22 protein-coding genes, 2 pseudogenes and 1 riboswitch are annotated in these 25,538 nt (G+C 42.9%); of the genes and pseudogenes, 2 read left to right on the top strand and 22 right to left on the bottom strand.

Annotation, left to right across the window (positions count from 1 at the left end; translation table 11 throughout):
- Positions 1 to 249: 249 nt before the first annotated feature.
- The 12 genes and pseudogenes from J7E81_RS31425 to cobJ all read right to left on the bottom strand — a co-directional run bounded on the left by J7E81_RS31425 (position 250) and on the right by cobJ (position 11,525).
- Positions 250 to 774, bottom strand: coding sequence for an MFS transporter (locus J7E81_RS31425; protein ID WP_374104096.1), 525 nt, complete (start codon positions 772 to 774; stop codon positions 250 to 252).
- Between the two features lie 28 nt (positions 775 to 802).
- Positions 803 to 1,213 (bottom strand): annotated as a pseudogene (locus J7E81_RS31420) (nucleotide-binding protein); the annotation flags it as partial.
- Positions 1,206 to 2,576, bottom strand: coding sequence for a cobyrinic acid a,c-diamide synthase CobB (locus J7E81_RS24985; protein ID WP_215046573.1), 1,371 nt, complete (start codon positions 2,574 to 2,576; stop codon positions 1,206 to 1,208). The pseudogene J7E81_RS31420 and the gene J7E81_RS24985, both read right to left, overlap by 8 nt.
- Before the next feature lie 18 nt (positions 2,577 to 2,594).
- On the bottom strand, positions 2,595 to 3,716 hold the full coding sequence (locus tag J7E81_RS24980; protein WP_215046571.1) for a cobalt-precorrin 5A hydrolase: 1,122 nt from the start codon (positions 3,714 to 3,716) through the stop codon (positions 2,595 to 2,597).
- Positions 3,716 to 4,489 carry a precorrin-4 C(11)-methyltransferase gene (gene cobM, locus J7E81_RS24975; protein WP_215046569.1) on the bottom strand — a complete coding sequence of 258 codons (774 nt, stop codon included), beginning with the start codon at positions 4,487 to 4,489 and terminating at the stop codon, positions 3,716 to 3,718. Before cobM ends, J7E81_RS24980 begins: the two co-directional genes overlap by 1 nt.
- Positions 4,486 to 5,187: a precorrin-2 C(20)-methyltransferase gene (cobI, locus tag J7E81_RS24970; RefSeq protein WP_098527933.1), complete on the bottom strand. Its 702-nt coding sequence runs from the start codon at positions 5,185 to 5,187 to the stop codon at positions 4,486 to 4,488. Before cobI ends, cobM begins: the two co-directional genes overlap by 4 nt.
- Positions 5,188 to 5,189: 2 nt before the next feature.
- Positions 5,190 to 6,380: a precorrin-6y C5,15-methyltransferase (decarboxylating) subunit CbiE gene (gene cbiE / locus J7E81_RS24965; RefSeq protein WP_215046654.1), complete on the bottom strand. Its 1,191-nt coding sequence runs from the start codon at positions 6,378 to 6,380 to the stop codon at positions 5,190 to 5,192.
- Position 6,381: 1 nt separating this feature from the next.
- A complete protein-coding gene (locus tag J7E81_RS24960) occupies positions 6,382 to 7,485 on the bottom strand; it encodes a cobalt-precorrin-5B (C(1))-methyltransferase (RefSeq protein WP_215046567.1) in 1,104 nt (367 codons plus the stop codon).
- A gap of 3 nt (positions 7,486 to 7,488) precedes the next feature.
- The gene (locus J7E81_RS24955; RefSeq protein ID WP_215046565.1) at positions 7,489 to 8,136 is read right to left on the bottom strand and encodes a precorrin-8X methylmutase; all 648 of its coding nucleotides are present in this window, start codon (positions 8,134 to 8,136) and stop codon (positions 7,489 to 7,491) included.
- A 16-nt stretch (positions 8,137 to 8,152) separates the two neighbouring features.
- Positions 8,153 to 8,950 (bottom strand): precorrin-6A reductase, encoded by a 798-nt coding sequence (cobK, locus tag J7E81_RS24950; RefSeq protein ID WP_215046563.1) that lies wholly within the window; start codon positions 8,948 to 8,950, stop codon positions 8,153 to 8,155.
- A complete protein-coding gene (locus J7E81_RS24945; RefSeq protein ID WP_215046561.1) occupies positions 8,947 to 9,837 on the bottom strand; it encodes a sirohydrochlorin chelatase in 891 nt (296 codons plus the stop codon). The genes cobK and J7E81_RS24945 overlap by 4 nt, the downstream gene beginning before the upstream one ends.
- Positions 9,838 to 9,899: 62 nt before the next feature.
- Positions 9,900 to 11,525: a precorrin-3B C(17)-methyltransferase gene (gene cobJ / locus J7E81_RS24940; RefSeq protein ID WP_215046559.1), complete on the bottom strand. Its 1,626-nt coding sequence runs from the start codon at positions 11,523 to 11,525 to the stop codon at positions 9,900 to 9,902.
- Between the two features lie 254 nt (positions 11,526 to 11,779).
- On the opposite strand from cobJ, the gene J7E81_RS24935 reads away from it, so the two are divergent.
- Together J7E81_RS24935 and J7E81_RS30705 are read left to right on the top strand one after the other, a co-directional pair.
- Entirely contained in the window at positions 11,780 to 12,631 is an 852-nt protein-coding gene (locus J7E81_RS24935; RefSeq protein WP_215046557.1) for a hypothetical protein, read from the top strand.
- A 178-nt stretch (positions 12,632 to 12,809) separates the two neighbouring features.
- Positions 12,810 to 13,029, top strand: a pseudogene (locus tag J7E81_RS30705) (glutathione-dependent formaldehyde dehydrogenase); the annotation flags it as partial.
- Between the two features lie 53 nt (positions 13,030 to 13,082).
- Here J7E81_RS30705 and J7E81_RS24930 read toward each other — a convergent pair.
- From J7E81_RS24930 to J7E81_RS24885, 10 genes are all read right to left on the bottom strand, one after another.
- The gene (locus J7E81_RS24930; RefSeq protein ID WP_215046555.1) at positions 13,083 to 13,850 is read right to left on the bottom strand and encodes a 3-oxoacyl-ACP reductase; all 768 of its coding nucleotides are present in this window, start codon (positions 13,848 to 13,850) and stop codon (positions 13,083 to 13,085) included.
- Positions 13,851 to 13,864: 14 nt separating this feature from the next.
- A complete protein-coding gene (locus J7E81_RS24925) occupies positions 13,865 to 15,325 on the bottom strand; it encodes an acyl-CoA reductase (protein ID WP_215046553.1) in 1,461 nt (486 codons plus the stop codon).
- Positions 15,318 to 16,463 (bottom strand): LuxE/PaaK family acyltransferase, encoded by a 1,146-nt coding sequence (locus J7E81_RS24920; protein ID WP_215046551.1) that lies wholly within the window; start codon positions 16,461 to 16,463, stop codon positions 15,318 to 15,320. The genes J7E81_RS24925 and J7E81_RS24920 overlap by 8 nt, the downstream gene beginning before the upstream one ends.
- Positions 16,460 to 17,788 (bottom strand): solute carrier family 23 protein, encoded by a 1,329-nt coding sequence (locus J7E81_RS24915; RefSeq protein WP_215046549.1) that lies wholly within the window; start codon positions 17,786 to 17,788, stop codon positions 16,460 to 16,462. Before J7E81_RS24915 ends, J7E81_RS24920 begins: the two co-directional genes overlap by 4 nt.
- A 112-nt stretch (positions 17,789 to 17,900) precedes the next feature.
- Positions 17,901 to 18,010, bottom strand: a riboswitch (TPP riboswitch).
- Positions 18,011 to 18,386: 376 nt separating this feature from the next.
- The gene (locus tag J7E81_RS24910; protein ID WP_251028866.1) at positions 18,387 to 19,199 is read right to left on the bottom strand and encodes an STAS domain-containing protein; all 813 of its coding nucleotides are present in this window, start codon (positions 19,197 to 19,199) and stop codon (positions 18,387 to 18,389) included.
- Between the two features lie 49 nt (positions 19,200 to 19,248).
- Positions 19,249 to 19,698 carry an SDR family NAD(P)-dependent oxidoreductase gene (locus tag J7E81_RS24905; RefSeq protein ID WP_251028865.1) on the bottom strand — a complete coding sequence of 150 codons (450 nt, stop codon included), beginning with the start codon at positions 19,696 to 19,698 and terminating at the stop codon, positions 19,249 to 19,251.
- Positions 19,699 to 20,024: 326 nt separating this feature from the next.
- Positions 20,025 to 20,519 carry a carbonic anhydrase gene (locus J7E81_RS24900; RefSeq protein WP_215046547.1) on the bottom strand — a complete coding sequence of 165 codons (495 nt, stop codon included), beginning with the start codon at positions 20,517 to 20,519 and terminating at the stop codon, positions 20,025 to 20,027.
- Positions 20,520 to 20,617: 98 nt separating this feature from the next.
- On the bottom strand, positions 20,618 to 20,983 hold the full coding sequence (locus tag J7E81_RS24895) for a Na-translocating system protein MpsC family protein (protein ID WP_215046545.1): 366 nt from the start codon (positions 20,981 to 20,983) through the stop codon (positions 20,618 to 20,620).
- Between the two features lie 183 nt (positions 20,984 to 21,166).
- Positions 21,167 to 23,779, bottom strand: a complete 2,613-nt coding sequence (locus tag J7E81_RS24890) for a DUF2309 domain-containing protein (protein WP_215046543.1) — start codon at positions 23,777 to 23,779, stop codon at positions 21,167 to 21,169.
- On the bottom strand, positions 23,776 to 25,299 hold the full coding sequence (locus tag J7E81_RS24885; protein WP_251028864.1) for an NADH dehydrogenase subunit 5: 1,524 nt from the start codon (positions 25,297 to 25,299) through the stop codon (positions 23,776 to 23,778). The genes J7E81_RS24890 and J7E81_RS24885 overlap by 4 nt, the downstream gene beginning before the upstream one ends.
- Positions 25,300 to 25,538: the final 239 nt, after the last annotated feature.

Here is a 25,538-nt window from a genome sequence, read left to right as displayed (position 1 = left end):
GAACCTCCAGATCATATTTTTTATATAAATTTGCACCTGCATTCCAACCGTATTACAGTACATTGGAAGCCAACTACAAATGTTTATCGTAATTATATTAATAACTTTCATTTAAGTAAAACGAATAATATTTATATTAAATTAACTATTTGTTATATAAAAACTAAACAAAAATTAATTTTTGAAAATTTATTGAATCAAATGACGAAAGAGAAGCAGCCATTTCTTCCTGCTCCTCAATCTTTGACTCTAGACCATTACATTTTCTGTATCGTTCCCCAACGAGGACGTTTCCTTTACGTTTATCTTATCCGGTTTTACAAAGGTGAGGGACAAAATACTCGCAATGACAGAAAGAATGACAACCATTAGAAGCGAGTTATTAAATCCTTGAACAATATTAGCGCCGCCTTTTGCGACCAAAATTCCGCTTACCATTGGTCCGATTGCCCCAGATACAGTGACTAATCCGGAATAAGTTCCAATCATGAAACTATTGCCCGGAATTAACCGATTAATGATGTGTGGGTTAAGTGACATTGCGCAATGGAAAAATCCCGCTCCTGCACACATGACAAACATAGCCCAAGCCGCACTATGTACCACTGTGATGGAGTAAAGGAGAATGGAACCAATCAACAATGAAAATCCGACAACCATTACTCGAGATTTCGTATGGCTGCCGCTCTTTTTGAGAATGTAATCAGAGAGAAAAGAAATTCCAATGCCCACAAAACCTGCAGTCAAGCCGGCGATAGCGGCAACATTCGCCATCTGAGTAGAAGATACGTTTAATGCCTTAACTGCCTGCCCCTTCAATGACAATCCGTTCATAATTTTGGGACAGGGTGGAGAGTGATTGCAGTTCTAATCCCGTTTGAAAGAATTCCCGGCGGTACCTTCCTGCTTCCATATTCTTATATGGTTTACCATGGACGACAATTTGGGATTGGTTATCCCGGTTCGGTTTTAGTAGAATCGGGTTCATATCAGTGGTTGCCTGAATCCCTGCGGCTTCGGCCTGAACTCCCTGTGCTCTGCCGATTTCTTTTCCGTCCACGGTGATATAAGAATTTAACGCCATATTTTGTGATTTAAACGGAACCGTTTTATAACCGTCCTGGGCGAATATCCGACAAAAGGCTGTCACGACGACACTTTTGCCGACATCCGAATTGGTGCCTTGAAACATAAGAGGAAGAGCTTTAACCATTTTGTTTGAACTCCTTACATTTCTTCACCCAATTTTCGACAAGCTCAGGGCATGAGCCAAAATGAACATGAGTATAACCTGCAATTAAATTGCCTTTTCGATAGCCCTCCTGCTTAAAACCGCGCATTCCTTTCGTTTGGTAGGCCGGCTCAAAATCAGTTCTTGGATGAAAGGTCGAGTAGTGAAATTCATGACCTCTTGCACTTAGATTACCCGCTAACAAGAAATTTTCTCCTTCTGCAGTGATTTCACGGTATCCTAAAGCCGCTAGTTTTGTCTGCATTTTCACCTTTCCGGGAATGATCCCGACCATTTTGTAACTCGTTTCATCCGTTGTTTCTAACGATTCGGTTAAGTACATAAACCCGCCGCATTCCGCCAAGGTTGGCAGTCCTTTATCAATGACCGCTCGAATCGAGTCCTTTACATCTGTCTGTTTGGTCAGCTCCTCGGCAAATTCCTCTGGGAACCCGCCACCGATATACAAGCCATCGACTTGTTCCGGCAGGCATTCACCCTTTAATGGAGAGAACTCGATCAACTCGGCTCCAGCGGCTGCTAAAATGTCGAGGTTTTCCTGATAGTAAAAATTAAAAGCGGCATCTCGTGCGACCGCAATTTTTACAGTTGCCTGCTCCGCTCTCTTAAACTGGGATTCCTTTACCTTTAAAGGGGACGCTTTCGCCAGCTCATATAAAGAATCTACATCGATGGTTTCCAGCACTAAATCACCAAGCTGCTCAAAAAATAGATCCAATTCTCCCCGTTCAATGGAGGGTATCAACCCTAAATGTCGTTCCGGAATCGAAAGTTCCTCATTCCTTTTCAAATAGCCAAGGACGGGAATCCCGCATTCTTGCTCAATCGCGGCTTGAACGATTTTAAAATGGCCTTCGCTCCCAACCCGGTTAGCAATCACCCCGACAATATTGGCTTCCGCCAGAAACGTTTGAAATCCCTTTACAATGGCTGCCGCACTCCGGGCCATACTGGCACAATTCACGACTAAAATAACAGGACTTTCGGTGATGAGACTGATTTCGGCACTGGAGCCGGTATTGTTGAGTGGATTTTTCCCATCAAAGAAACCCATTACTCCCTCGATGATGGAAATATCCGCCCCCACACTTGCGCGGTTGACAATCTCTTTGACCATCTCGTGGTTGAGCATCCAGCTGTCAATGTTTCTTGACGTTCTTCCCGTGACGGCCGTATGATAGGTCGGGTCGATATAATCTGGGCCGCATTTAAAGCCCTGGACGGTATAACCTTTTTTCCTTAAAGCAGACATCAGCCCAATGGTCAGTGTCGTTTTTCCGACACCACTGCCTGTTCCTGCAATCACAAGTCTGCGATTTGACATCTTCTTTTCCCTCCTCCCTCAATGGGGAATAACTGCTACTGAAATGGTGACATTACCTGATTTCTTCTTCATTAGCGCTAACTGTTCTGCACCGCTGTACAATAAGGCGGCCGGCTCACTGACACCGTACGCACCGGTATATTTAAAAACCGTTTCAGAAGGGTTCTGAAGTTCAATGGCATTCAATTCAGCTGGTGTGTAATAAATAAACTCCCAGCTGTTTTTATTCACCACTTCGAGCAGCCCCGCTTCATCCTTTTTTAGATCAATCGTGCAAACAGCTTTGACACTTTTTTTCGAAAACCCTAATTCCTCAAGCGTTTCGTCGATTACTGCTTCGATTTCCGATGCAGTGGTCCCGCGGTTGCAGCCCATTCCAAGGACGATCACCTTTGGTCGATATAAAACACCATTATGTAAAATCTTTTTTTCGTCTTTGGATAAATTCCGATGGGTTACTACTAGTGCTGCATCTGGCTTTGCGTCCAGCGCTTCTTGGATTGATGAATACGGCTGAATATTTCCCGGGAGCGGCCGGTCATATGGCCACCAGTCTTTTTCGCCTGACTCTTGGACCACAGCGATTTTTTCTTCGTTCACAACCGAAGCGCTAACAGGCGTCAGCTTTTCAGCCGAGTCCCAAATCCAGCCAAACCGTTTTCCGAGCAAATCAACCGCAATCGTTTCCTGAACATCTGAAGCGGTGGTAATAATGGGGCGGGCCTTTAGGGCGGCCGCTACTTCTTTCGTTAGTTCATTGGCACCGCCGATATGGCCTGACAGTACGCTGATCACATGTTCGCCCTTATCGTCGATTACGACAACGGCAGGATCTGTTTTTTTATCCTTTAAAATAGGCGCAATCATTCGGACCACGGCTCCAAGGGAAATGATGATGATCAGCCCCTTATAGGCCTCAAAAAGAGAGGGAAGAAGTAGGCGAACGCTTCCGGTGAATAATTGGATGCCCTTGTTCTGCTCATCTCCTTTTTCAAACTTCGCCATATAGTACACATCGGCATTTTGAAACGAATTCCCCAGCTTGCGGGCCAGTTCGACCCCATGCTTTGTAATCGCAACAACGGCATAGTCACCCTTCTGCTGAATGACCGCCCTTTGCGCTTCTTGGAGCTCGATCATTACGACTCCACCCCCCGGCGGAATCCATGTGTAAACGTTTTGTCATACAGCTTGGAACGATAATCTTGTTCGTGGATGTTTTCGTCTAGCGCCCAGCCGGCTAAGATCATCGCCTGTTTACGAATCCCATTCGTCCGCATATCTTCATCCAACCGTTCTAGTGTGGTCCGGACAATTTTTTGATCCGGCCACGAGGCTTTATAAACAACCGCAACAGGGGTATCCATACTCCAGCCAGCCCCGGTCAATTCCTTGACAAGCTTTTTCGTTAACGTCGCACTTAAGAAAAGCGCAATCGTGCAATGAAGTTTGGCTAAATCCGCCAGCTTTTCAAATTCGGGCACAGGTGTCCTGCCTTCAGCTCTTGTCAGAATCACGGTTTGCGTTAAATCAGGAATCGTCAGCTCGGCTTGCGCGGCCGCGGCAGCTGCAAACACAGAGCTCACACCCGGAACTATCTCTACTTCGATTCCTTTCTTCCTTAACAAGACGATTTGTTCCATAATCGCCCCGTAAACAGCCGGATCGCCCGTGTGGACACGAACGACCTTTTTCCCTTGCTGGATTCGCTCAGCCATGACGTCAACCATTTCTTCTAAATGCATCCCGGCGGTTTTCAATATTTCGGCAGAAGGTTTTGCTTTAGCAATTAAGTCTTCGTTTACAAGAGAATCCGCATATAGAACGACATCTGCCTCCTGAAGATGCTGAAGACCTTTTACCGTGATTAAATCAGGATCGCCTGGTCCGGCACCAATGATATAAAGCTTCATTTTCTCACCACCATTAATGTTAAATATTCAAGCTCCGCTCCTTCGAGCTCATCTGCCCGCCAAATAATCTCCTCATCCGATGTTACCTTTGTGACGACTGAAGCCTTGTCAAGCAAATCTAAATCACGTAATACTTCAAGCATTAAATCAATGACCTTCGCTACTTTTATAAAAATGACACAATCATTGTCTTGAATTACTTTTTTCATGGTTTCATAGTCATCCCGCGCCGGAACAATCGCTACATGCTCATCCCCATCTGCCAAGGGAATTCCCAGCCTAGAAGCCGCCCCATTGATGGACGAAATCCCCGGAACGACTTCAATTGGAACCTGCGGATACTTTTCCTGCATCAACCGCATCATATGAATAAACGTGCTGTATAAAAGAGGATCCCCTTCGGTTACAAAAGCGACATCCTTACCCTCCTGCAGCTTCGCCCACACATTTTCCACGGTTTCCGTCCATTTTCTTTCCAATGTGGCTGGATCCTTTGTCATCGGAAAGACAAGGCCGAGCATTTCTTTTTCGTTTGGCTGAAAATAGACATCAATGATTCGATGGGCATAGCTTTTGCTACCCTTTTGTTTCTTCGGATAGGCAATCACGGGAGATTCCTTTAATTTACGAAACGCCTTAACGGTAATGAGCTCTGGATCCCCCGGGCCAACCCCAAGGCCGTATAATGTACCTAACATGTTTATTCCCCTTCCTTACGCCACGCTTCTATTATGTAAATCGGATTTAATGCTTCAAATCTTGTCAGATTCAAAATAGGTTTACTTCTGGATATTTGCGCAAGAGTAATATTTGTCTCATATCCCCTTTCTTTAAACGCACGCATCGCTTCTGAAAGATTTTCAATTGTGACGGCATTCAAGACAATGCGTCCACACGCTTTCAATCGGCTGCAACAAATATCCAAAATGTCTTCCATCCCGCCTGCCGTCCCGCCAATAAAGACAGAATCTGGATCTGGGAAGGTATCTAAGCCCTCTGGTGCTTTCCCGTGAACTAGTGTTGCATCCACACGGAACTTCGCTAAATTTTGTCGGCAGTTATCTAGGTCGCCCTCGTTCTTTTCGATGGCAAACACTTGTCCTTCCCTGGCGATTTTCGCTGCCTCAATCGCAACAGAACCTGTGCATGTGCCAATATCCCAAACCGTGCTGGCTTCTTGTAACCTTAGGGCACTAATGCTTAGTGTACGGATTTCCTTTTTGGTAATTAAGCCCTTATCCGGTTTTCGCTGAATAAACTCCGTATCGTCAATGCCAATCGGCCAATGTGGGCTTTCCCCTTTTTTCTTGAGAATGACTACATTGAGCGGTGAAAACTCTTCATCCTTCATTTCAGCAAGGGTAAACCAGCGGCATCGTTCCTTGTCACTGCCAAGGTTCTCTCCCACAAACGCTTCATATTCAGTCATGCCAAAGGATAGCAAATACTGAGCGATTTTATTTGGGGAATTTTCCGTGTCGGTTAAGATTGCGACCGTTTTTTTTCCATCTACTCGCTGTGCCAGCCCTTTTATACTTCTGCCGTGAACGCTGGTGAAATACGCATCCTGCCATCTTTCTTTCATTCTGGCAAAAGCAAGCTGGATCGAACTTAAATAAGGATAAATGTCCAAATCGATTTTAGAAGATAAATAGCTTCCAATTCCATAGAACAACGGGTCTCCAGATGCTAGAATCACTACGTTTCTCGTCTCCGACTGCAGCCGTTCGACGAGTGAAGAAAGCCCGCCTTCAATCGCGATTTTTTCGCCGGTGAATTCAGGAAAAAAGGAAAGCTGTCTCTTTCCTCCTATTAATAGTTCACTTTCATTAATCCACTTTTCGTACATAGGGAGCAGGCTCACTTTGCCTTCGTCCCCAATGCCGATCATTTTAATTGATGCCACTCTTTCGCACCGCCTTTCCTAACAATTCCCCCTTCATGGTATAAAGGGTCGTATCTATATCGATCCCGCCATCGACTTCCTTTAACGCAGCCTGGCAGCAATGGTCACTCAGCATTTCAAAAAAGGAGAGATGGCCCTGTAAGGACATCATATCGCCAACCTGTGATGCCGTATTGGCCGTTCGAATTTGCTCAACCAGAGCGGCATCCGCACCGGTACTGCTTGCCACCTCCGCTAAAAAATCAAAATCTACCGGGGCGCTTTTCGAGTGGACCATCATGATCCCCATTGCTACTTTAGAGAATTTCCCCATCATGCCGACCATCGACACTCTTTTTACCCCTTGCTTCTTGCATTGTTTAAGGGTAAACCCGACAAAGTCACCCATTTCGATAAAAGCTTCCTCAGACAGTTCGGGGAATTGCTTCATCGCATTTTTCTCGCTCCGCCCGCCTGTTGTAATGACAACGTGCTCGCAGCCACTGGCCCGGGCAACACTGATCGCCTGGATGATGCTGGCCTTATAAGCGGCTGTGGAAAATGGAACGACAATCCCGCGGGTTCCGAGGATAGAAATCCCGCCAATGATTCCTAAGCGTCCATTGAGTGTTTTTTTGGCGATTTCTTCACCGGCTGGTACGGAAATGACGATCTTTAGGCCTCGCGTAATCCCAAATTCTTTTAATACCCCTTCGGCTGTTTCAAGGATCATCCTGCGGGGAACAGGGTTAATCGCGGCCTCGCCAACTGGAACGGGCAAGCCGTCCTTTGTGACGCGGCCAACCCCAATACCCCCGTCAAGGATGATACCCGGTTCATCGAGCCATGACACGGTGGAAACGATCAAGGCCCCGTGGGTGGCATCCGGGTCATCCCCCGCGTCTTTTATCGTACTGGCGGTGGCCGTTTGTTCCGTTACCTCACAGCTTTCTATCTGAAAAGTTGCAAACCGTTTGACGGGCAAGTAAATGGTTGATTCTGTTTGCGGTTCACCGGTAATTAATGCTGTCAGCGCTGCTTTGGTCGTTGCCGTTGCGCAGGCCCCAGTCGTATATCCTTCCCTGAGCTTCCCTTTTGGTACTTCCTGCATGGGTTATCCCCGATCGGCCATAATGGAAATGGCATTTAATGCGGCAACGGTTACGGTACTGCCGCCTTTTCTGCCAATATTGGTGATGAACGGGATATCGAGCTTGGCTAATTCTTCTTTTGACTCAGCAGCGGAAACAAACCCAACTGGCAGACCAATGACAAGACCTGGTTTCGCTTCTCCTTCTTTAATTAGGCGGATGAGTTCAAGTAAGGCTGTTGGGGCGTTCCCGATGGCAAAAATGCCGCCGTCCGCTTCTTTGATCGCTTTTCGCATCGAAATAATGGCCCGTGTGGTATTTAACCGTTTGGCTTCTTGTACCACATCCGGGTCAGAAATATAGACCTTGATTTCTCCGCCGTACTTTTCAATTCGCGCTTTATTCGCCCCGCTTTGAATCATTTGAACATCGGCAACTACCATTTTGCCGCTCCGAATCGCCCGGATGCCGGATTGGATAGCGTCAGGATGGAAAAGGACACTCTTCCCGAGTTCAAAGTCAGCGGATGCATGGATGATCCGCTGGACTATCGGATATTGCTCCTCGGTAAAAGGGTGCTCTTCTATTTCTTCATTAATCATTTCAAAGCTTCTTCCTTCGATCTGTTCCGGTTGGACGGTTAATGGTTTAAATTCGGTACGAAAATCCATTTCTCTCACTCCTGTATTAAAATGATTGTTCTGTTGTGACGGTTGGTGTGGAACCAATCTTTTTATCTAATTCTGCGATGACATCGACAAAATGAGCATAGACGATGCCATAATTCAGTTTCGGGCGGCCAATCAGGATGACCTCAATTCCCAGTTCTTTGGCGGCTTCCACCTTTTCATCGACTGATCCGACTTTCCCGCTCTCTTTCGTCACCATTAATGTCACGCCATATTGCTTATATAGGGCTTTGTCGAACTCTTTTGAAAATGGTCCCTGGATCGCAACAATATTTTTCTGCGGCAGCCCTAGCTGCTCACATTTTTCCATATTATCTACACGAGGCAGCATCCTGGCAATCAAGCGGATGTCCGGATTACCTAGTAGTTTTTTTGTAAAAATTTGAAGCGTCTTGCTGCCGGTCGTCAGCATCACTACGCCTTTTTTGGCCAATGCAAGCTCCGCTGCTTCCGCGTAGCTTTCGACAACTGTCATGTTGTCATATTGGAAAGTTTGTGACTCCCGTTCATACCGGATATAGGGGATTCCCGCCGTTTTGGCGGCCTTGATGGCATTTTTCGAAGCTTCTTCAGCAAACGGATGACTGGCATCGACAACCGCTAGAATCCCTTTTGTGTCAATTAACCCCACCATGTCTTCATCGGTTAATCTTCCTACTTGAACAGGTATCCCTGACTCCCTTAATTCAACCGCTGCATTTTCAGTGACAACGGAGGCCAAGAGATCGAAGCCCTCCTTTTTTATTTTTAAAGCAAGGGCTCGTGCATCACTTGTACCGGCTAATACGAAAATCATCCTCTATCTCCTGCCTTTTCCACTGCATGTTCATGATCATGGTGATGGTCGTGGTCATGGTCATGGTGGTGGTGATGATCGATATGTTCCATCACATTGAGACGGTATTGGCAGGTATCGCAGTTCATCTTCACCTCATCACCGAGGGCTTCTTCCACCCGATCGAATAAAATCGTCTGTAATTTTGGATGATAACCAAAATAATCAGCCAACTGAAATTCAACCGCGGAATATTGATTTTGAATAGGAACCATCATTTCTTCTAACCGTTTAATCAGGATGCCAGTGAATAGAAAGTAAGGAAGGATTACCACTTTTTTTGCTCCAAGCTTAATACAGCGCTCAATCCCTTCGTTCACAAGGGGATTGGTCACCCCCATAAAAGCAGGTTCGACGATTTTATAGTTTGTTTTTTCCCATAGTAATCTAGCAATTTTATATAAATCACTATTCGCATCGGGATCGCTTCCGCCCCGTCCTAACAAAAGGACAGCCGTATCGTTTTCAGGTGCATCTATATTCTCGCCAATTTCCATTAATCTCGTTTTTAGAATTTCAAATGTTTCCTCATGAACACCAATTGGCCGGCCATAAGTAAATTGAACAAGTGGATATTTATTCTTTGCCTCATCAATAGCTGCTGGAATATGAATTTTGGAGTGTCCTGCCTGTAAGAGCATGATTGGAATCACGACAATATGGTCGGCCCCTTTCTCCACACACAGATCAATTCCTTGATTAACGGTTGGTCGTTCAAATTCTAAAAAGCACGTCTCGACCAGGAAAGAATCGTCCCAAGTTTTTCTCATCTCACGGATGAACTCGCGAACCTGCTGATTTCCCTCTTGATCTCTGCTCCCATGCCCCACAAATAGAATTGCTTTCAAAATATTTCCTCCCCTTTGTTTGTAAATGCTATCCTGCCAATTGACCGCTAGACATCTTCCCTTTACTCCCCGCAAACAGCCGCTTCGATTTTAAGGTTTGGTGTGATATCCTGGTACACAAAACCTTGAACCTCTTTGACCCGTTTAAAAAATTTATAGAAACGTTCATTTGGATAGGCCTTTTGTTTGTACTCTTGAACAATGCCCTCTATGACCCCAACAATTTGCTCCGGTGCGATTCCTTCCGCTACGATTTGGCCGGGATGTGCGGTTCTACCGGCTGTCTTGGCTCCTAAAAACAAATCAAACGCTCCCTTGCGGTAGACAATGCCAATATCCTCTTTTACCGCTCCATAACAGGCCATACCGCAGCCATTCACGCCAAGTTTCATTTCTTTGGGGAGTTCCATGCCGCCAAGCCTTTCCTGGAGCTCATCGGCATAAGGGATGGAATCCTTCTTTTCTCCGTCACAAAAATCACAGGCTTTTACAGTTAATACGTCGCCAACAGGAGCAATCAAAAAGTTGGCCGCCTTTAGTTTTTCAACAATCTCATCAGGCTTAGAGGTTAAAATTTGCAGCTTCATATAATGGTCTTGTGTGTATTCCATGATACCTTCTTCTCCGACGATTTCGGAAAGAATGACCATCTGAGTCGCGGTAAATTTTTTATTAGCGACACCAGGGCTGACCGCTACCTCAAAAATAGATTGAAAGTCCTGTTTCACCATTAAACCTTGGGATTGTCCATCGTTCTCACCAAGGATCATTTGCAAGGCTTCCTCAGCCAGCTTTCTTGGCGACTCTTTCACCAAGGTTGGGGTGACTAGTTTTTTGTTCACCGATGTTTCTTCTTCTTCTTGATCCAGTGCCCAAGGTTCGGCTTCTTTTTGCAGACGCTGATGCGGTTTCAACGGCTGTATTGCCTGATTTAACGTATACTTCCGCTGATAACCGCGCGGAGTGATGATCAAGCCATCGTAGAAAAATGTGGAAGAGTTGCCAATTAAAACGGTGGTTAACATGCCAATTTCATGTTCGAGCATCTCTTGTAAATTGGTTAAGACGATTTTTTGATTATCACGATAAGCACTCTTTACCAATCCAACAGGGGTGTCTGGCGAGCGATATTTTAGTAGAATTTTTTGTGCTTCCATAATCTGCCGTGTCCTTCTCCCGCTTTTTGGATTGTATAGGGCAATCACAAAATCAGCTTGAGCGGCCGCTTCAATTCGTTTCTCGATCAAGCTCCAAGGTGTCAAATGGTCACTTAAGCTAATCGTACAGGCATCATGCATGACCGGTGCGCCTAATAAAGCAGCACAGGAGTTGATGGCGGAAATGCCAGGGACCACCTCTACTTCTACCCCTGAGTCTTTTTTCCAGCCTTTTTCAATTAGTACTTCGTAAACCAGTCCTGCCATTCCATATACACCGGCATCACCGCTCGAAATGACCGCTACCGTGTAACCGAGCTCAGCCTGTTTCACAGCTTCCTGGGCACGGCTCACTTCTTCTGTCATTCCTGTGCTGATGATTTGCTTTCCCGTTATTAATCCCCTGATTAAATCAACATAGGTTTTGTAGCCGATGATGATATCACTTTCTTGGATGGCTTCTTTTGCCCGTCCGGTAATATGTTTTTCATCACCAGGGCCAAAACCAATAACCAATAATTTGCCTTTCACACTATTACGCCACCTTCCAAAATTTCAAACTAGAATCCAGCAACTACCCGCTGTTACATCTTTTCTTTAACCGCTTTTTGTACTCCTTCGATGCATTCCGACCCTTCTTGCTGTATGAATCCTGCTTCGGAATATTGATAGATCGCATGCTCCTTAAGGCAATGACCTTCCGCTAGATGACGCTTTACAATCGTAGTTCCCACTTCTGGGGTTACGTTCTTATACCAAGTCCCTGACGGATAGACGCTAATCGGATGAATTTAAAATCTGGCACGATTGAGGGATTTGAATCGTTTTCGCATTTCGAAAGTTTACAGGAGTTCAACCGCCATATGGAAATGTGGATGCTTGATCACAAGAAGGATTTTTCAAAGGGGGAATTAATTGGATTAAAGAGACTAGAGCGGTTCTCTGCCAAGATCCCTGGTGTCTGTAATGCCAAAATTGGAACGATTTTAAAAGCGATTAACCAAGAATGTAAAGAAAATATCCTTTCCCGTTCGACTTTTAAACGGATGATTCTTAAAGGGAAAGAATTGGGGATCTTCACTGTCTATGAAACCGAAAGAAAGAACGGCTCTCAGTCCAGCAATCTCTATGTATTTAATCGTTTTCCTTCTAATGAACCACCCAAACAAGAAAGCATGGACCGCCCTAAAGAAACTAGTAATCTTTTAAAAACTGAAAAAGATCAAAAGATAAAAAAACGTAAAGAAGAACCGATTCATTTGGATCACACTTATGTGAGCAATCGTATTCCACAACCCTTTGTTGAAATTGTTAAATGCTTCTTTCCAGATGCAAAGGTGATCGAAGAATATTGGCGTATGGCCCATATCATTGCCTATGGCTATGAACTACATCAGGAAACGGATCTGATTGTTAACCTTGCGATCCAATCCTTCAAACAGCTAATCCGAAAACTAAAATTTACAAACGCTGTAAAAAACCCGATTGCTTACTTCAATGGGATCTTAAAAGAGAAATTTTTTCAGTATTATGAGGAGGAGTTGAACGAAAATCGCAAAACTGGCGTGATTCAATCGAAACCGATTGGTTTTGAGTATAATGGTGAAAGATTTGAGTGGGATTGGTTGAATGGTTAAAATCCGTGGTGTTTTGCTTACCCCTCAACAGAGAAAACGATTGCAAATCTACCTAGGTGTATTAGATCTTCATATTTTCCCATGGTCTATACCTCCTTTTCACATGAATCTGATTCGTTAACAACTTACTATCAAAAGTCCAATACTGTTCAATATGGAATCTTTCCATCTCAGAAACAAAGCCGAATTGCTGCGTGTGCCTTATGGCCATTTCATGCCTTTTATAATCCCGGAATCTGCCAAGGTGCCAGATGAAGCCGTGCTGTTCTTATCTGATGTTCTCCCGACTCCTATTGGAGTGTCGAGAATGCAGGTGTTAAATCCGGTGATACAGTGGTCGTGCTTGGCTGCGTCCAGTTGGGTTAATGGCACAAAAGTTTGCCTGGATGAAAGGCGCAACATATCAAAAAACACGGTTGGGTGCAACCGTGTTTCTTTTGAGTACAACTATTTATTTCATTACCAATCCTCCATCTACATTCAGGCATTGTCCAGTAATAAAAGAGGATAAATCAGAAGCGAGAAATAACACACTTCCAGCAATATCTTTTGGACGAGCCAAACGGCGTAAAGGAGTTAACTGAATAATGGCGTTTCTCACATCTTCCTTTGTCTCCTGACTAGAGTCTGTCGGATAGGTCAGGCCAGGGGACACAGCATTCACATTAATCCCGAATGTCCCCAGTTCTTGAGCGAGATTTCTGGTGAAACCAAGTAAGGCCATCTTCGCGGTGGTATAGTCGTGATAAGGAATAATCGGAAAATCGATTAAATTACTGACCATATTAATGATTCTTCCGGACATTTGGTTCTTCATGTGAGGCATTGCCGCCTTACAAATGTTAAAGGCCCCCTGTACGCTCCCTTCCCATTGTCGATTATAGTCTTCCCATTCGATTTCCCAGGCCGTTTTCCTGGTTTTTGGATTAAAGGTATAATGGCTTAATGCATTATTTACCACTACATCAATGGCTCCAAGCGAATCAATAATTTGTTCCATCATTTCATCGACCTGATTCCTATTGGTGACATCCGCCCGTATGGCAACTGCCTGTCCCCCTAAGTTCTCTATTTCACTTACCACACTTTCGGCAAGGGCTTGATTCTTCACATAATTAACAACGACAAATGAGCCTTCCTTAGCAAACCTTTTGGCCATCTCAGCGCCAATCCCTCTGCTAGCCCCCGTAATTAACACAATTTTATCCTGCAAATTCACCGTTAGCACTCCTTCTATTCAAAATCGGTATCATACCGCTCCACATTTTGCTCTACGTTCATCTCGATATCAGTCATCCTGACAAGATCGAGGAGATTAAACCCGCCATCATGGTGCCATCCAGGTTTTGCCTGGTTCATCTCGCCAATCGAACTTATTCGATTGACCCCGTATGCACCCAATTGATTGGCCAAAGAAAACAATCTGTCAGGAGAAACAGCCAGACCGCATGATTGTAAATACGGCTGATATGGCCTTATAGCAGTAAAGACACTTTCCTCTGATTCAACGGAGAATACATGAACGAATCGATTCAAAGGGGATCCTTCAAAACCCGTTTCTTTGTGATAAATCACTGTCCAGGAAGTATCTGTTTGACTGGACAGTACAGATACGTTTTCATGTTGAAGGGATTCCAGCTGATAGCGGCTTCTTGCCCGTTGAATTGCCATAGATTCTTCATTTGTAAGCCTTGCCCGTGGTCTTTTTTTATGATATCGTTCTAGCTCTGCTCCCAGCATCTGAGCAAATTGCTTTGCGCTAATCGCACCCCCCTCTTCCACATAAATGGTTTGCGGAGATAAACAGCTTTGTTGGTCGTAGATGGACATATCTTCGGCAAGCTTTTTGATCGTTTCATAGTAAAGATCTGAAGTTAATGCTTCCTTCCCGATGTAGGCAAAACTAATTTTATGTCCATAGCTTAAGAACTTTTTATGAAGAGGTACCTTTATTCTAAGTTTTTCAACCGTTTCATTCGAACCATATACAATAACTGCCTCGCATTTTTCTATCGCTGGCTCTTCGAGTTCATCCGTCCCGCCTTTCCATGGGAGGATGGCGATGGTTTCCGCCAATTTTTTGTCCACTTCTGCTAATGACTCCGTAAAGAGTACGGGAAAAAGAGGTTCTGCCATCGATGTTTTGCCGATATTCCCTGATTTTACCAAAATTCCCATGATCAAACTCCATACCTGTACTCCGGGAACATTCCCGGAGAAAACATGGAATATGGTTCTTGGTCCAAAGGCTCTGCTCATCCCGCCTGATTTTCGAGGACGAAACTCGTCCAACATCGCAGGCTGGTCAAACTCCTCGTCAAGAAAGCGCAGCAAGTCCTTTTTACGAAAGGTCCGTATATATCTTTTTACTTGCAGCCGTACCATTTCTTCATCATATCCTGTCAACACAGGGATGAGACTTTCTGCTAATTTTCGGAGCGGATAGTCGGGATCCAGCCATTTTTGAACCGCCAAGTCTATTTTTTTAACAATATCCGTAACGGATAAAGTGGATAAATACTGGTCCCGATTCCGTTGAACTTGTTGAATGATTCCTCTCAATTCTTCCCCAGTGATCACAGGGAATTTTAATACATATGTCCTATCTTTTGTGATAACTGTTTTTGACTGCACTTGGGTAAATTCCATGGAATCCGGTACATAGAATACATTCAGTTCCTTACTATTATTCATTTCGGCTGGCACCACCTGAATTTACCTGCATTAGCTGGTCCACCGCAATCGAACAGCCTCTTGCCTCGGATCCCTTAATTCTACCGACGAGCACAAATCCGTGGTCCGTTTTATAGCCCATATCTTCTGTTAAGATCGCTAGGCAGGAATTCCAGTTGGCAAGATCATAGTGAGCGATGACGCCTTTCTCCCCATCCTTAACCGGCTCTAATGTATCAGTGTTAAGTATCACGGTCTTTACCCATGACGGACCTTTTTTATCAAAGATTCCTGAAGTATTTAGATAAGTGCTGCGTAGGGTTTGATCATAGATTTGCGAACTTAGCTCCGTCATTCCATACATATTGATGCAAAATTTGCGTTCAACTTGAAAAAAATCATGGAAATCAGCATATAAATTCTCCATTTCCACTTCACGGGACTGTCCCTTAAAGCCCCCGGTATCAAAAATCCGGCTATCTTTTGCCAGATTGAATTGAAGTTGGTTTTCTTTTAGATAATCAAGTATATGGACATAGGCAAAGGTGGCGCCTATTAGCAGTACAGGCTCCTTTTGTTTCTCACACCTTCTTAACTCTGTGATCAGCCCTTCTATATCCAGTCCCTTATCAGTGAAGAAGAATTTGCTATTTTCAGTGCCGAAAAAGGAAACGGCATTGGTTAAGTATCTCGATAAAGAAGAATGTTGGTTTAGATCTTCTGCTGGGGACAGAACAAAGATGGTGATGTTCTCCCGGTCAGGCAGGACAAAATGCTTAAACGGCCCCTTCATGGATGAATCCCACACTGTAAGATCCGGGTGATAATTTTTCCCCTTTGCTTCCGGGTTTGTAGTACCTGAGGTCATAAAAACGTGTTCCACTTCTTCTATTGGCTCACAAGATAGAGTCAATTCTTTATATCCCTGAATGGGCATGGGAGGGATATGATTCCATTGTTTGACGGTAAGAGGCGTCCTTTTTTTCGCCTGACAAAATTTTTTATAAGCCGGATTATGCTTGAACTGGTAACGAAACAATTTCAGTGCCAGCTCATTATAGGAATCTTCCTGTTCATCAGGATTAGTAAATCTTCCTTCTTCACAACTTTTTATAAATTCAAGAATTTGTTCGGTTAGAATTTTAGAATCTTCTCTCATTTTTGAGCCCCTCTTTTCAGTTTATTTGGTATGTTTATGAGTAATAACTGAAGCAGTACGCTTGAAAATGCTCCGATTAATATACTGTTAGAAAGGAATGTACCCAAGATTCCTTTCAGATTTGTGGCATAGTTAGGCAGTGAAATCGCAAGCAGAATGGAAAGCCCCATAATTAAATAGTTTTTTTCTGAATGCTCCGCTTTTGCTAAGATAGAAATACCAGTCGATATAAGCGTCGCTGCCGCAGGTAAAAAGATACCCCCAACCACTGCATCAGGTGTTAATGCAAGCAGAGCACCAACCTTAGGAAAAAAACCGAACAACAAGAAAATCGCACCGGCCACCATCACTGGATATCTAGATCCCACTCCTGTCAACCTAAGCAAGCCCACATTTTGTGCATAGGCTGTTGTTGGGAAACCGCCAATAAGGGAAGAGAGAAATGACCCAGCTGATTCACCTGCAAAGCCATTGCGAATCCGTTTTGAATCTATTTCCGTATTTAGCATCGCTCCCGATGCTTGATATACACCCATTGCTTCAATAATCGCTACGATATACGCTACAAAAAAGGTAAGAAATGTGTCCCAATGAAAATCTAAATTTCCGTATGGAAGCAGGTGCGGAATTCCGAACCACGGTTTACTGTCTATCATCGAAAAATTTGTTTTTCCTAGAATCATAGCAAGAACATCACCAATAACGAGAGCTATTAAGAATGAATAGGATTTCCAAATGCCTTTGCCAAAAAGAGATAACAATACAACCATAACAGAAGTTGAAATCGATAATAAAAGAATCGATGGGCTGGCAAATGACTCATCACCAGGAGAACCTCCTAAAAATTCGTATAACGTAAACCCAGATAATGATACTCCCACCAGAAAGATGACGGTGCCAGAAATAACGGGTGTAAATAATCCTTTCAAACGTCCAATGATCCCGGTTATAGACAACAGAAATACGATGATGGAACTTAGAAAAATCCCGCCACTCGCGGCTGCCAAGCCGTTCGCCTTGCCTGCAGCAATCATTATGGAATCAAAGGCGGCAGATGGACCTTGAATAATAGGCAATCTTACTAATTTGGTAGCTTGCGTCAGTGTAACGATACCAGCTGTAATGAATATCGCATTGACGATATTGGCGGACTGTGAGAGTGGTAAACCAATCATCGCCGCGACAAATATTGGATCGAGCCACACATTGGATACACCCACATGCTGCAGAGCATATAAAAAGGTTTTTAATGGAGGAAGTTTCTCCTCCAACCCAATAGGCATTTCCTTGTTAGTCATACTTTTTGCTTCGTTGATCTCTTCCATGATGTAATCTCCTTCTCTATTTATCTATTTAATTTTTATGGCTCCCTGTAATTAATAGGAAAAAGCCAGATCCTCTAATGGACCTGGCTTTTGCAGCTTATGAAAAAATTGACTTCCACTTTAGCTACTTTCCTACGCTGGTATCATCCAGATCAGGTCCAAAGGGTTAAAAAACAGGTGTTTTTCTCTCAGCCCATCAATGGGGCACCCCTAGTAGTAATGCATATTTATGATATTCCATTTATAATAACTCCTAAACATATGAAAGTAAAGGTTAACGTCTTCTCTTTATTTGGCGTCTTATCTTTTATCGATGCCGCCTTTGGTTTCCGCCTGCATTGCATTGTCACTTAATGCAGCTGCCTATATTGCGGAAATTGCTAGGGGTGCCATTCAGTCGATTGATCATCATGAAAACAAAAATTTTGCATTATGATTTTTTATGTAATTGCAATTATGATTCTTTTTGACATTTTACCATTAAGAATTTAAATTAAACTCTCATTCTTAGATTTTATTCAAGATACACCCCCTTTTAAAACAACTTCCATTTTTTGTTAAGTCCAGACAATAAAAGAGTGACTTTTCAGCCACTCTTTTAAACACCTAATAATTCACTTAACGTTTGTTGTAAAGTACCTTTTGTTTCAGTTTGCCTATCTAGATTGATTCCTATGTTAACCATTTTTCTTACCAATTCAGGTCTTAATCCAGTGAGTATTGATCTTGCTCCCATCATATTTACACCGATCAATATTTTTTCAAAATAAGCTACGGCGACTTCATCCATGTCTGATATTCCAGATAGATCAATAATTAATGTTTGAATCCTTTTCATTGATATTTCGTTTAATACTTTTTCTTCAATAATCTTCATTCGGTATGTATCAGACGTACCAATCAAAGGTAATACCGCAACAGCAGGGCTAACTGGAATGATTGGAACTGATAGATGCTCAACTAATTTCCTTTGAGATAGAATTAAATTATCTTTGTATTTTGAATAGGCGATAAAAAAAGTGTTTAGAAATTCGTCAATACCATCATTGATCATCTGTTCTAGTTTGAAAAAGTCATCAAGAGGTTGAACACTTTTGTCGTAGTACAATTTATGTAGGAAATGCCATAAAGTACGCCGAATTGCATGTATCCATTCTAATTTGAACGCCAACGTTAAGGAATTACTTGCCCAGGCAATCCCCTCTACTTCTGCAAAAGAACTGAGTTCCTTTTTATTATTAGTAACAACATAACGGGCTATCTTTTCGGCATTTTTCGGAAGGTCGATATTCCCTTTTTGTAAAATATCATTGATATTTGGAGCAACCTGTACCGCCTCACTTAAAAGCGTTGTTTTAAATTCATCTTTATTATTGATGATATACTCTTCTATATAACAGTTGTATCCCAAAATGGTTCCCCCCTTTACAAAGTCGGTAAGTTAATTAGTTTCTTATTCACTATTCTATATCAAAGAGAATATATGGTAAAAATTCACTTGCCATAAAAGGACCTTTAAAAAGCGGTGTAAAAAATTTGTCATTAGCTATCTCAGGAGAGACCTGATAGAAAGGCTGTGGTTCTGTAAGGAATTTTGGGTCTACAGTCCTCATGCCTATCCCGGCATTGTTCACGAGGACATCGATCTTACCCCATTCCGTTTTTACCCAGTTCACTGCATCTTGTACCGATTCCTCTGACCTGACATCCAATGGAAGTTCAAAAACATTCGAATATCCCTTATCTTGAAGGTTTTTTACAGCTTCCGTCATTTTTGCTCCCGGACGTGATGCCACTGCAACCGTTGCTCCTTCATCAAGAAGTGCTTCTACCATGACATATCCTAAACCGCTTGATCCTCCTGTAACAACGGCATAGAAAACTAATTGAAACGAGCTGGATAGATTCAATATCAGAGGTCTTTTATGCTGAGGTACAAGAGGATGGAACACAATATATATTATAATAAACAAAATGATATGCTACATTAAAAGCTGTCTTAGAAGGCAGCATCATAGTGACTACAAAAGGCATTTGGGGAATGTTTTATTCCCCAAATGCCTTTTGTATTTCAGATTTTCTGTACTACTATCACGGTATAAGCTTGTTTTTTCCCTCTTACTCATACTTATTTGAATGCCTCTTTAGATATTAAAATACATACAAAAATGTCCAATTTTCTTTAAATTTGAGGAATTAAGACTCTGATTTCATTAATATATAGGTAAATAGATTCTTAGACAATTCCAGATAGCTTTTCATTCTCCTGTTTAATAAATAGTTCCTTGACCTTTACATGTGACGGAATCAGTGGATGATGGCGAATGATGTGGACTGTTTTTTGGACACCATCCATTAAAGTTTTTCCTCCCTGTAACCATTCACTTACCGTACCCTTAGGAAATTCCGGGTTGGTATTATTAAAAAGATAATCCAGTGTTTGAATTTTCTCCTTTAATTCTTTGTTTTTATTAACTTTGAACAGTATATCCTCAGTGTTCTTTTGATAATCATCTGCGAAGGCAACAACGATTTCTTCAACATTTTCCTGAAAGACCGCAATGATGATGTCCCTCATTAATTCGTCGAAGGGGTGTGAAATGACCGGTTGATATCTTTGCAAGATAATCATATTTTCCGGATTGACATTGGTTTCTTCTTTAATAAAACGTTCTAACTTATGATCCATACCAATCACATATAGTACTTTTTTCTTGTCATCTCTAGACATCAAATTCACCTCATTAATAATTTGTATTGTACCCTGAATAAGATTCTGTTGCTTTCCTTTAGAAAAAGATGTTCAAGCCTTGAATATATCCTTTTTTTCTAACATAATTTGCTTTGCAGATTGCTGGAAAGCTTAAAGACCATTGCTCGTTCTCCACTTTGTGTACTAATATCGGTGTGAAAGCTAACTACTTCTTCCCCTGTTATCGTTAAGATAATTTCCTTTAATTCATCCAGACCGGATTCCACTAAGCTGTTGCGATATTCTTTTACTGATAACAATCCTTCTTTATCCCGACATACTTCATATTCTGCAGGAGTTAAAATAGCGCCAAGAATCACAATCACCATATCCCGTAATATATCTGATTTAACTGATACGGAGCCTCGTCCAAGATAATTTCTCTCCCAATGTGTTAAAGCTTTGCTTATTTCAGATTCAAGCATTCCTTTTGATTTTTCCATACCGATTCCTTTTCCTTTATTCAAATTTACATTCATAGATGGCCAAACATTGCCTATAATATTCTACAAACAATCTTTTTTTTCGACGTAACACTTTCTTTCGGAAAGCTATTTTACCATTGTTATAAGAACTGAGAAGAAAAGCAGGCCACACAAGCACATTTATGTAAAAACCAGGAACTGTTAAGACCAACTCTCCCAATGTCCTTCCGGGTCAATGGACGCAAGCCGAACCCATCCGTTTTTCACTTTTTGCTGAAAGGCATGATCGTGGTCCAGCATCCTTTTTACATATTCCCTCGGCGCTTGGATGACCACCAGCAAACGTAGTGGCTCATGATATGCCTCTTCATCCGATTTCATCACAGACTGCCAGGGAAGTCCGGATAGTAAGTCACTGGCGTTTCCCTGCATGACCCCGAGCCCAGCTGTCACGGTTTGGGTTGTTTTATTCCCGCTTCCATAATAATGAGGGGCAACAGTAGATGCATAATATTGCAGGTTAATCCATTGAGCTACCGTTGCTGGTCCGGAAATAATGTTTGCTAGAATACCACCGTTTTTATCCTTCTTCCAGTTATAATTATTGAGGAAAACTCTTCCACCCAGATTGCAACCTTGGGTCAGCCGGCGTTCCCCGATGATAAACGCAGCGTTGCGCGCCAAGCCCCATTCCGGACGCACCTCACTCCAATCTTCTGAAAGTCGCTGAGCCTCAGCCTTTGGATTTTTAAGATGGGTTCCGAGATTTGGCAAATGCGGAATCCGCTCGGAATTGGATTCCTCACTCACCTTTGGCAACTCGGCTTGGACACGATTAAATGCTTTCTTAGCTTCATCTGATAGTTCTGGAACGTAAAGCCAACGTAATTCATCAAGTGTGGTAATATGCTCAGCAGCTGCAAAAACGGTATCTTTAGGAATGATTATTCCCTCTGTTTCGAGGCTCTTCCTTACGGTTGGCAGATTGCACAATGCTGCCAGCACTCTTGCATTGAATCCGCTTGAGGCTCCTCCACATGCACCGCAGTCGAGTGCGGAACTATATGGATTGTTGGTGCTGTGACTTCCATGTCCGCAAATAACCACTAGTGGTGCAAAATGATCGGTGAGCCCCATCATTATTAGAGCCTGCCTTACATAGTGTACTTTTTCTTTCAACGAAAAGCCAGTTGGCAAAGCTGTATCATATGTTTGCGTATGGTCAAGCAAGAGTTCCGTGGATGGTCTATGTAGCCATCTTTCGTGCAATTTCCTTAATGTCCGGCCTGCACTCCTAGGCACAAAGCTGCGAGCGAGAGTTTGCAAGCTGAGCCAAGGACCGCTAATTTCCGGCAATACCATACTGGAAATCAGATTATTTTTCATCGCATTAAATGTATAACCTATTGAATTGACTGCATGATGCCGTTGTTGATAGGATTCAGACTCCGGTGAAAACTCTTTTATTTTGTATTGCGGTTTAAACATTACAGGCAAAGAGTTATGCGTGTGGTTACTGCCAAGCTCATATGTTTGTATCGGTAATCCGAAAAAGCCTGCTGTTCCAAAAGTCTTAAAATCTCCTCCTTTTTCAAGTTTGCGGCGAAAAGGCTCTGAACGAACATCAATACAAAATACAAACTGAGCCAGTGCCGGCTTTATGTTTTCCACCTCTTCTGCCGTCTGTTGGGATATAAGCATCTTCTTTAATTGGTCCTCATATGTTTTTTCCCATGCTTCAAGCCATAGTCGATGGCGTTGAATCTTATCAAAACGATATGCAAGGGTCAAACATGCCTTTATTTCTGTAGACGATAACTGAGACCAAGCATTGATTGGCAGGTTCCCCCATTCGGCCCACGCCGTAATCAATGGTTCTAAATGTACTTTATTATTTCTTTTTTCAGGCAAGGGAAGAAAGGGTTTAACTAAAGCCCATTCCATCGATATCCGGACGGCTAAATACTCAAGTAGTAGCAAACTTTCTTCGGTCGATTGCTCCGAACGCCAAAGGATCATGCCACTCCAGCCCGGTAATGCAAGAAAATGGGCTTCAAAATATTCTTGAATTTCTGAAAATGGAATTTCTAGTGCGAACAAAACTTCCATTAATGCAGCATCAGCTTCTTCCGGCAACTCACTTAGTTGTTTACGTACCTTACGACTAAGTGCCGGGTCGTGCTGGACTAGTTTCCGCCACGCACGATAGAAACCTTCTTCACGATTTGGCATCGACCAGACAGCTTGGGACTCATCAAGAAACAATTTACACCACTTGATAATATTGCAGTTAAGATCGTGAGCTGCGTTTACCCTTCCCAGCTGTTCCAAGCGCTGGCTATAGGTTTTGACCGAATGTTTTTCGGTCATTTGGGATGTAAAACGGTTTAGTTTCATTGCCATACTTTTTAACTCAGGTTCTTCCAAAGTGTTGGAAGGTAGTTGCTTTTGCATGAGTGCAGCTCGGCAGAACCGCTCTGCGACCTCACGCGGCAACCCCAAAGATTGTGTGTTTAGCCAATGTTGAAGCCCATTTTCTAAAAAATCCTGATGAATCTCGCCTCGTTCCCAAGCAGATTGAAATACGGAGTCATTGGGATAGATATCTATATCACAAGTATCTTTGAGCCGGTAAGCCGTTTTTTCAAACGTTTGTCCCTCCAAGCCTACCCAGGGGTTACGTGCTGCAAATGTGTTAATAGGCCCGAGCGGTACAATAACGCTGCTAGCGGATTTCACCAAGTCAATAAGATCAAAATCAAGGCTGTCAGGCAGCTTTTCCCAATGTAATGATTTTGCTAATGTTGTATTCATCGTAAATGACCTCCTCTAAAGAATGATTGCGTCAAATACTTAGGATGACTTTCTATCAAATTATTTTGAGGCTCACCCAATCGTACAAGCCAAAGATAAATAACAGAATAGGCAGCTGATGAACGATGACGAGCAAGCCATAAACCTGCAGCACTTCCGGCCAATAAAATAATCAGAAGTAGAATTGCCGCCGGTTCCGGTGGTTGCATTCCCTTCGGGATTGAATTTTGTAATACACCATAAAAAGCATCATGTACGAAATTATATACGATTGCCGCTACTGCAAATAAAGAAAATCCTGCAATCCGAGCGATATGTCCAGATCCAAAAGCCACCAGCTGGGTCCAGGCTAATGAAACTGACCACCCTAAGGTAAGAGCGCTTATGATTTGATAAATCTCTCCAGATGAAGATAGCCAAAGAACAATTGCCACCAGGAGGCCTAAAATCCCTCCTGTGATTGTCCATAATAATGACAATGGCTGGTTCGACTCAGATGTTGGCTTCTTGTGATGATGAAGCGTAGAGCCAGCCTGTAAGAAAAGAGTTGACTTAAATAGACCATGTAAGACTGCGTGGATAATGGCTGCCAAAAAAGCACCTAACGCACATTGGATTAACATAAACCCCATCTGTGCAATCGTAGACCCAACAAGCTGACGTTTATAATCAACCTGGACCAGCATAATTCCGGTACCTGTCATGACTGAAACACTAGACACTAAAAGTAAAACGATTTGGGCAATATCTCCACTAAAAAGCGGAGAGAACCTAGTCAAGATAATTCCGCCTGCATTCACTAATCCCGCATGCATTACCGCGGATACAGGAGTTGGAGCTACTACTGAATTTAATAGCCAGCGTTGGAAAGGCCACTGTGCTGCCGGAATTACGACAGCCAAGATTAGCATCAGGCTAATACAAGTCCTTTCCCATAAAACAAGATGTGTAAGACTGCTTTTTGTGAGGACAAGCGACAACTGCCAATGCCCAGTGGCTTGGGTTACCCAGATGACAGCTCCAAACAGTATAAGCCAGCCTATTGCAAATAGTCGTCCTGATTGTTTAGCTGCGTTTCTAGCAACACTCCACTCCTTTTTTAATCTTATCAGTAGTATTAGCCCCAGGAGTGTAACCCCCCAGCAAATCAGCAATAGGCGAAGATCATTACTTAGCCAGACAACTGAATCAGCAGTAGTAGTAATAGTCAGCAAGGCAAAATATTTTCGATAGGAACGATCACCAAGAAAGTAACGAACAGAATAGCGCTGCACGATAAAACCGATGGTAAGGACAAACAATACCAGCATCCATGATAAGGAATCAAGCCACCAGGGACCATAAATTATGGTCTCCTTGGTGGTAACAAGGACCATTAGGGCAGCCAGTGGAGGCAACAAAGTGATACCGACGTGAAGCCGAACAAAAGACAGTGGAACCCTTGGATATAACAGGAACAGTGCACTAAGCACCGATATCGCAAGCAATACAAAAAATATTTCTGGCAGTAAATTTAACATTTTTCTTCCCTCCATCGGTGGATAGAATAAACCAACATTATGAAAATATGACTTTGACCGATTTCCTTCATTACGCTGTATTCCTTTCTGTTTTATAAAAAACAAAAAAACCGACAATTTTTAAGCATAATGGTCAAAACCATTAAACTTTGAAAATTGTCGGTTTACTTTTAACGGGCCATTCAGGCCTTTTAATAGTCTACCTAATTATGTAATATAGTATTCATTCCTAAAGAGGT

It is taken from the genome of Bacillus sp. ISL-18, assembly GCF_018613415.1.
GTDB lineage: Bacteria > Bacillota > Bacilli > Bacillales > Cytobacillaceae > Neobacillus.
This window is presented reverse-complemented; position numbering and strand designations above follow the sequence as displayed.

Bases quoted from the DNA above. Each gene is read 5' to 3' on its own strand.
- J7E81_RS24985 (WP_215046573.1), bottom strand. From the start codon at position 2,576: ATGTCAAATCGCAGACTTGTGATTGCAGGAACAGGCAGTGGTGTCGGA.
- cobI (WP_098527933.1), bottom strand. From the start codon at position 5,187: ATGTTAGGTACATTATACGGCCTTGGGGTTGGCCCGGGGGATCCAGAG.
- cobK (WP_215046563.1), bottom strand. From the start codon at position 8,950: ATGATTTTCGTATTAGCCGGTACAAGTGATGCACGAGCCCTTGCTTTA.
- J7E81_RS24920 (WP_215046551.1), bottom strand. From the start codon at position 16,463: ATGAGAGAAGATTCTAAAATTCTAACCGAACAAATTCTTGAATTTATA.
- J7E81_RS24885 (WP_251028864.1), bottom strand. From the start codon at position 25,299: ATGTTAAATTTACTGCCAGAAATATTTTTTGTATTGCTTGCGATATCG.
- J7E81_RS24960 (WP_215046567.1), bottom strand. From the start codon at position 7,485: ATGCAGGAAGTACCAAAAGGGAAGCTCAGGGAAGGATATACGACTGGG.
- J7E81_RS24895 (WP_215046545.1), bottom strand. From the start codon at position 20,983: ATGGAAAAATCAAAAGGAATGCTTGAATCTGAAATAAGCAAAGCTTTA.
- cobM (WP_215046569.1), bottom strand. From the start codon at position 4,489: ATGAAGCTTTATATCATTGGTGCCGGACCAGGCGATCCTGATTTAATC.
- J7E81_RS24890 (WP_215046543.1), bottom strand. From the start codon at position 23,779: ATGAATACAACATTAGCAAAATCATTACATTGGGAAAAGCTGCCTGAC.
- J7E81_RS24925 (WP_215046553.1), bottom strand. From the start codon at position 15,325: ATGAATAATAGTAAGGAACTGAATGTATTCTATGTACCGGATTCCATG.
- J7E81_RS24980 (WP_215046571.1), bottom strand. From the start codon at position 3,716: ATGATCGAGCTCCAAGAAGCGCAAAGGGCGGTCATTCAGCAGAAGGGT.
- J7E81_RS31425 (WP_374104096.1), bottom strand. From the start codon at position 774: ATGGCGAATGTTGCCGCTATCGCCGGCTTGACTGCAGGTTTTGTGGGC.
- J7E81_RS24955 (WP_215046565.1), bottom strand. From the start codon at position 8,136: ATGGATTTTCGTACCGAATTTAAACCATTAACCGTCCAACCGGAACAG.
- J7E81_RS24935 (WP_215046557.1), top strand. From the start codon at position 11,780: ATGAATTTAAAATCTGGCACGATTGAGGGATTTGAATCGTTTTCGCAT.
- cbiE (WP_215046654.1), bottom strand. From the start codon at position 6,380: ATGATCGGCATTGGGGACGAAGGCAAAGTGAGCCTGCTCCCTATGTAC.
- J7E81_RS24915 (WP_215046549.1), bottom strand. From the start codon at position 17,788: ATGGAAGAGATCAACGAAGCAAAAAGTATGACTAACAAGGAAATGCCT.
- J7E81_RS24900 (WP_215046547.1), bottom strand. From the start codon at position 20,519: ATGTCTAGAGATGACAAGAAAAAAGTACTATATGTGATTGGTATGGAT.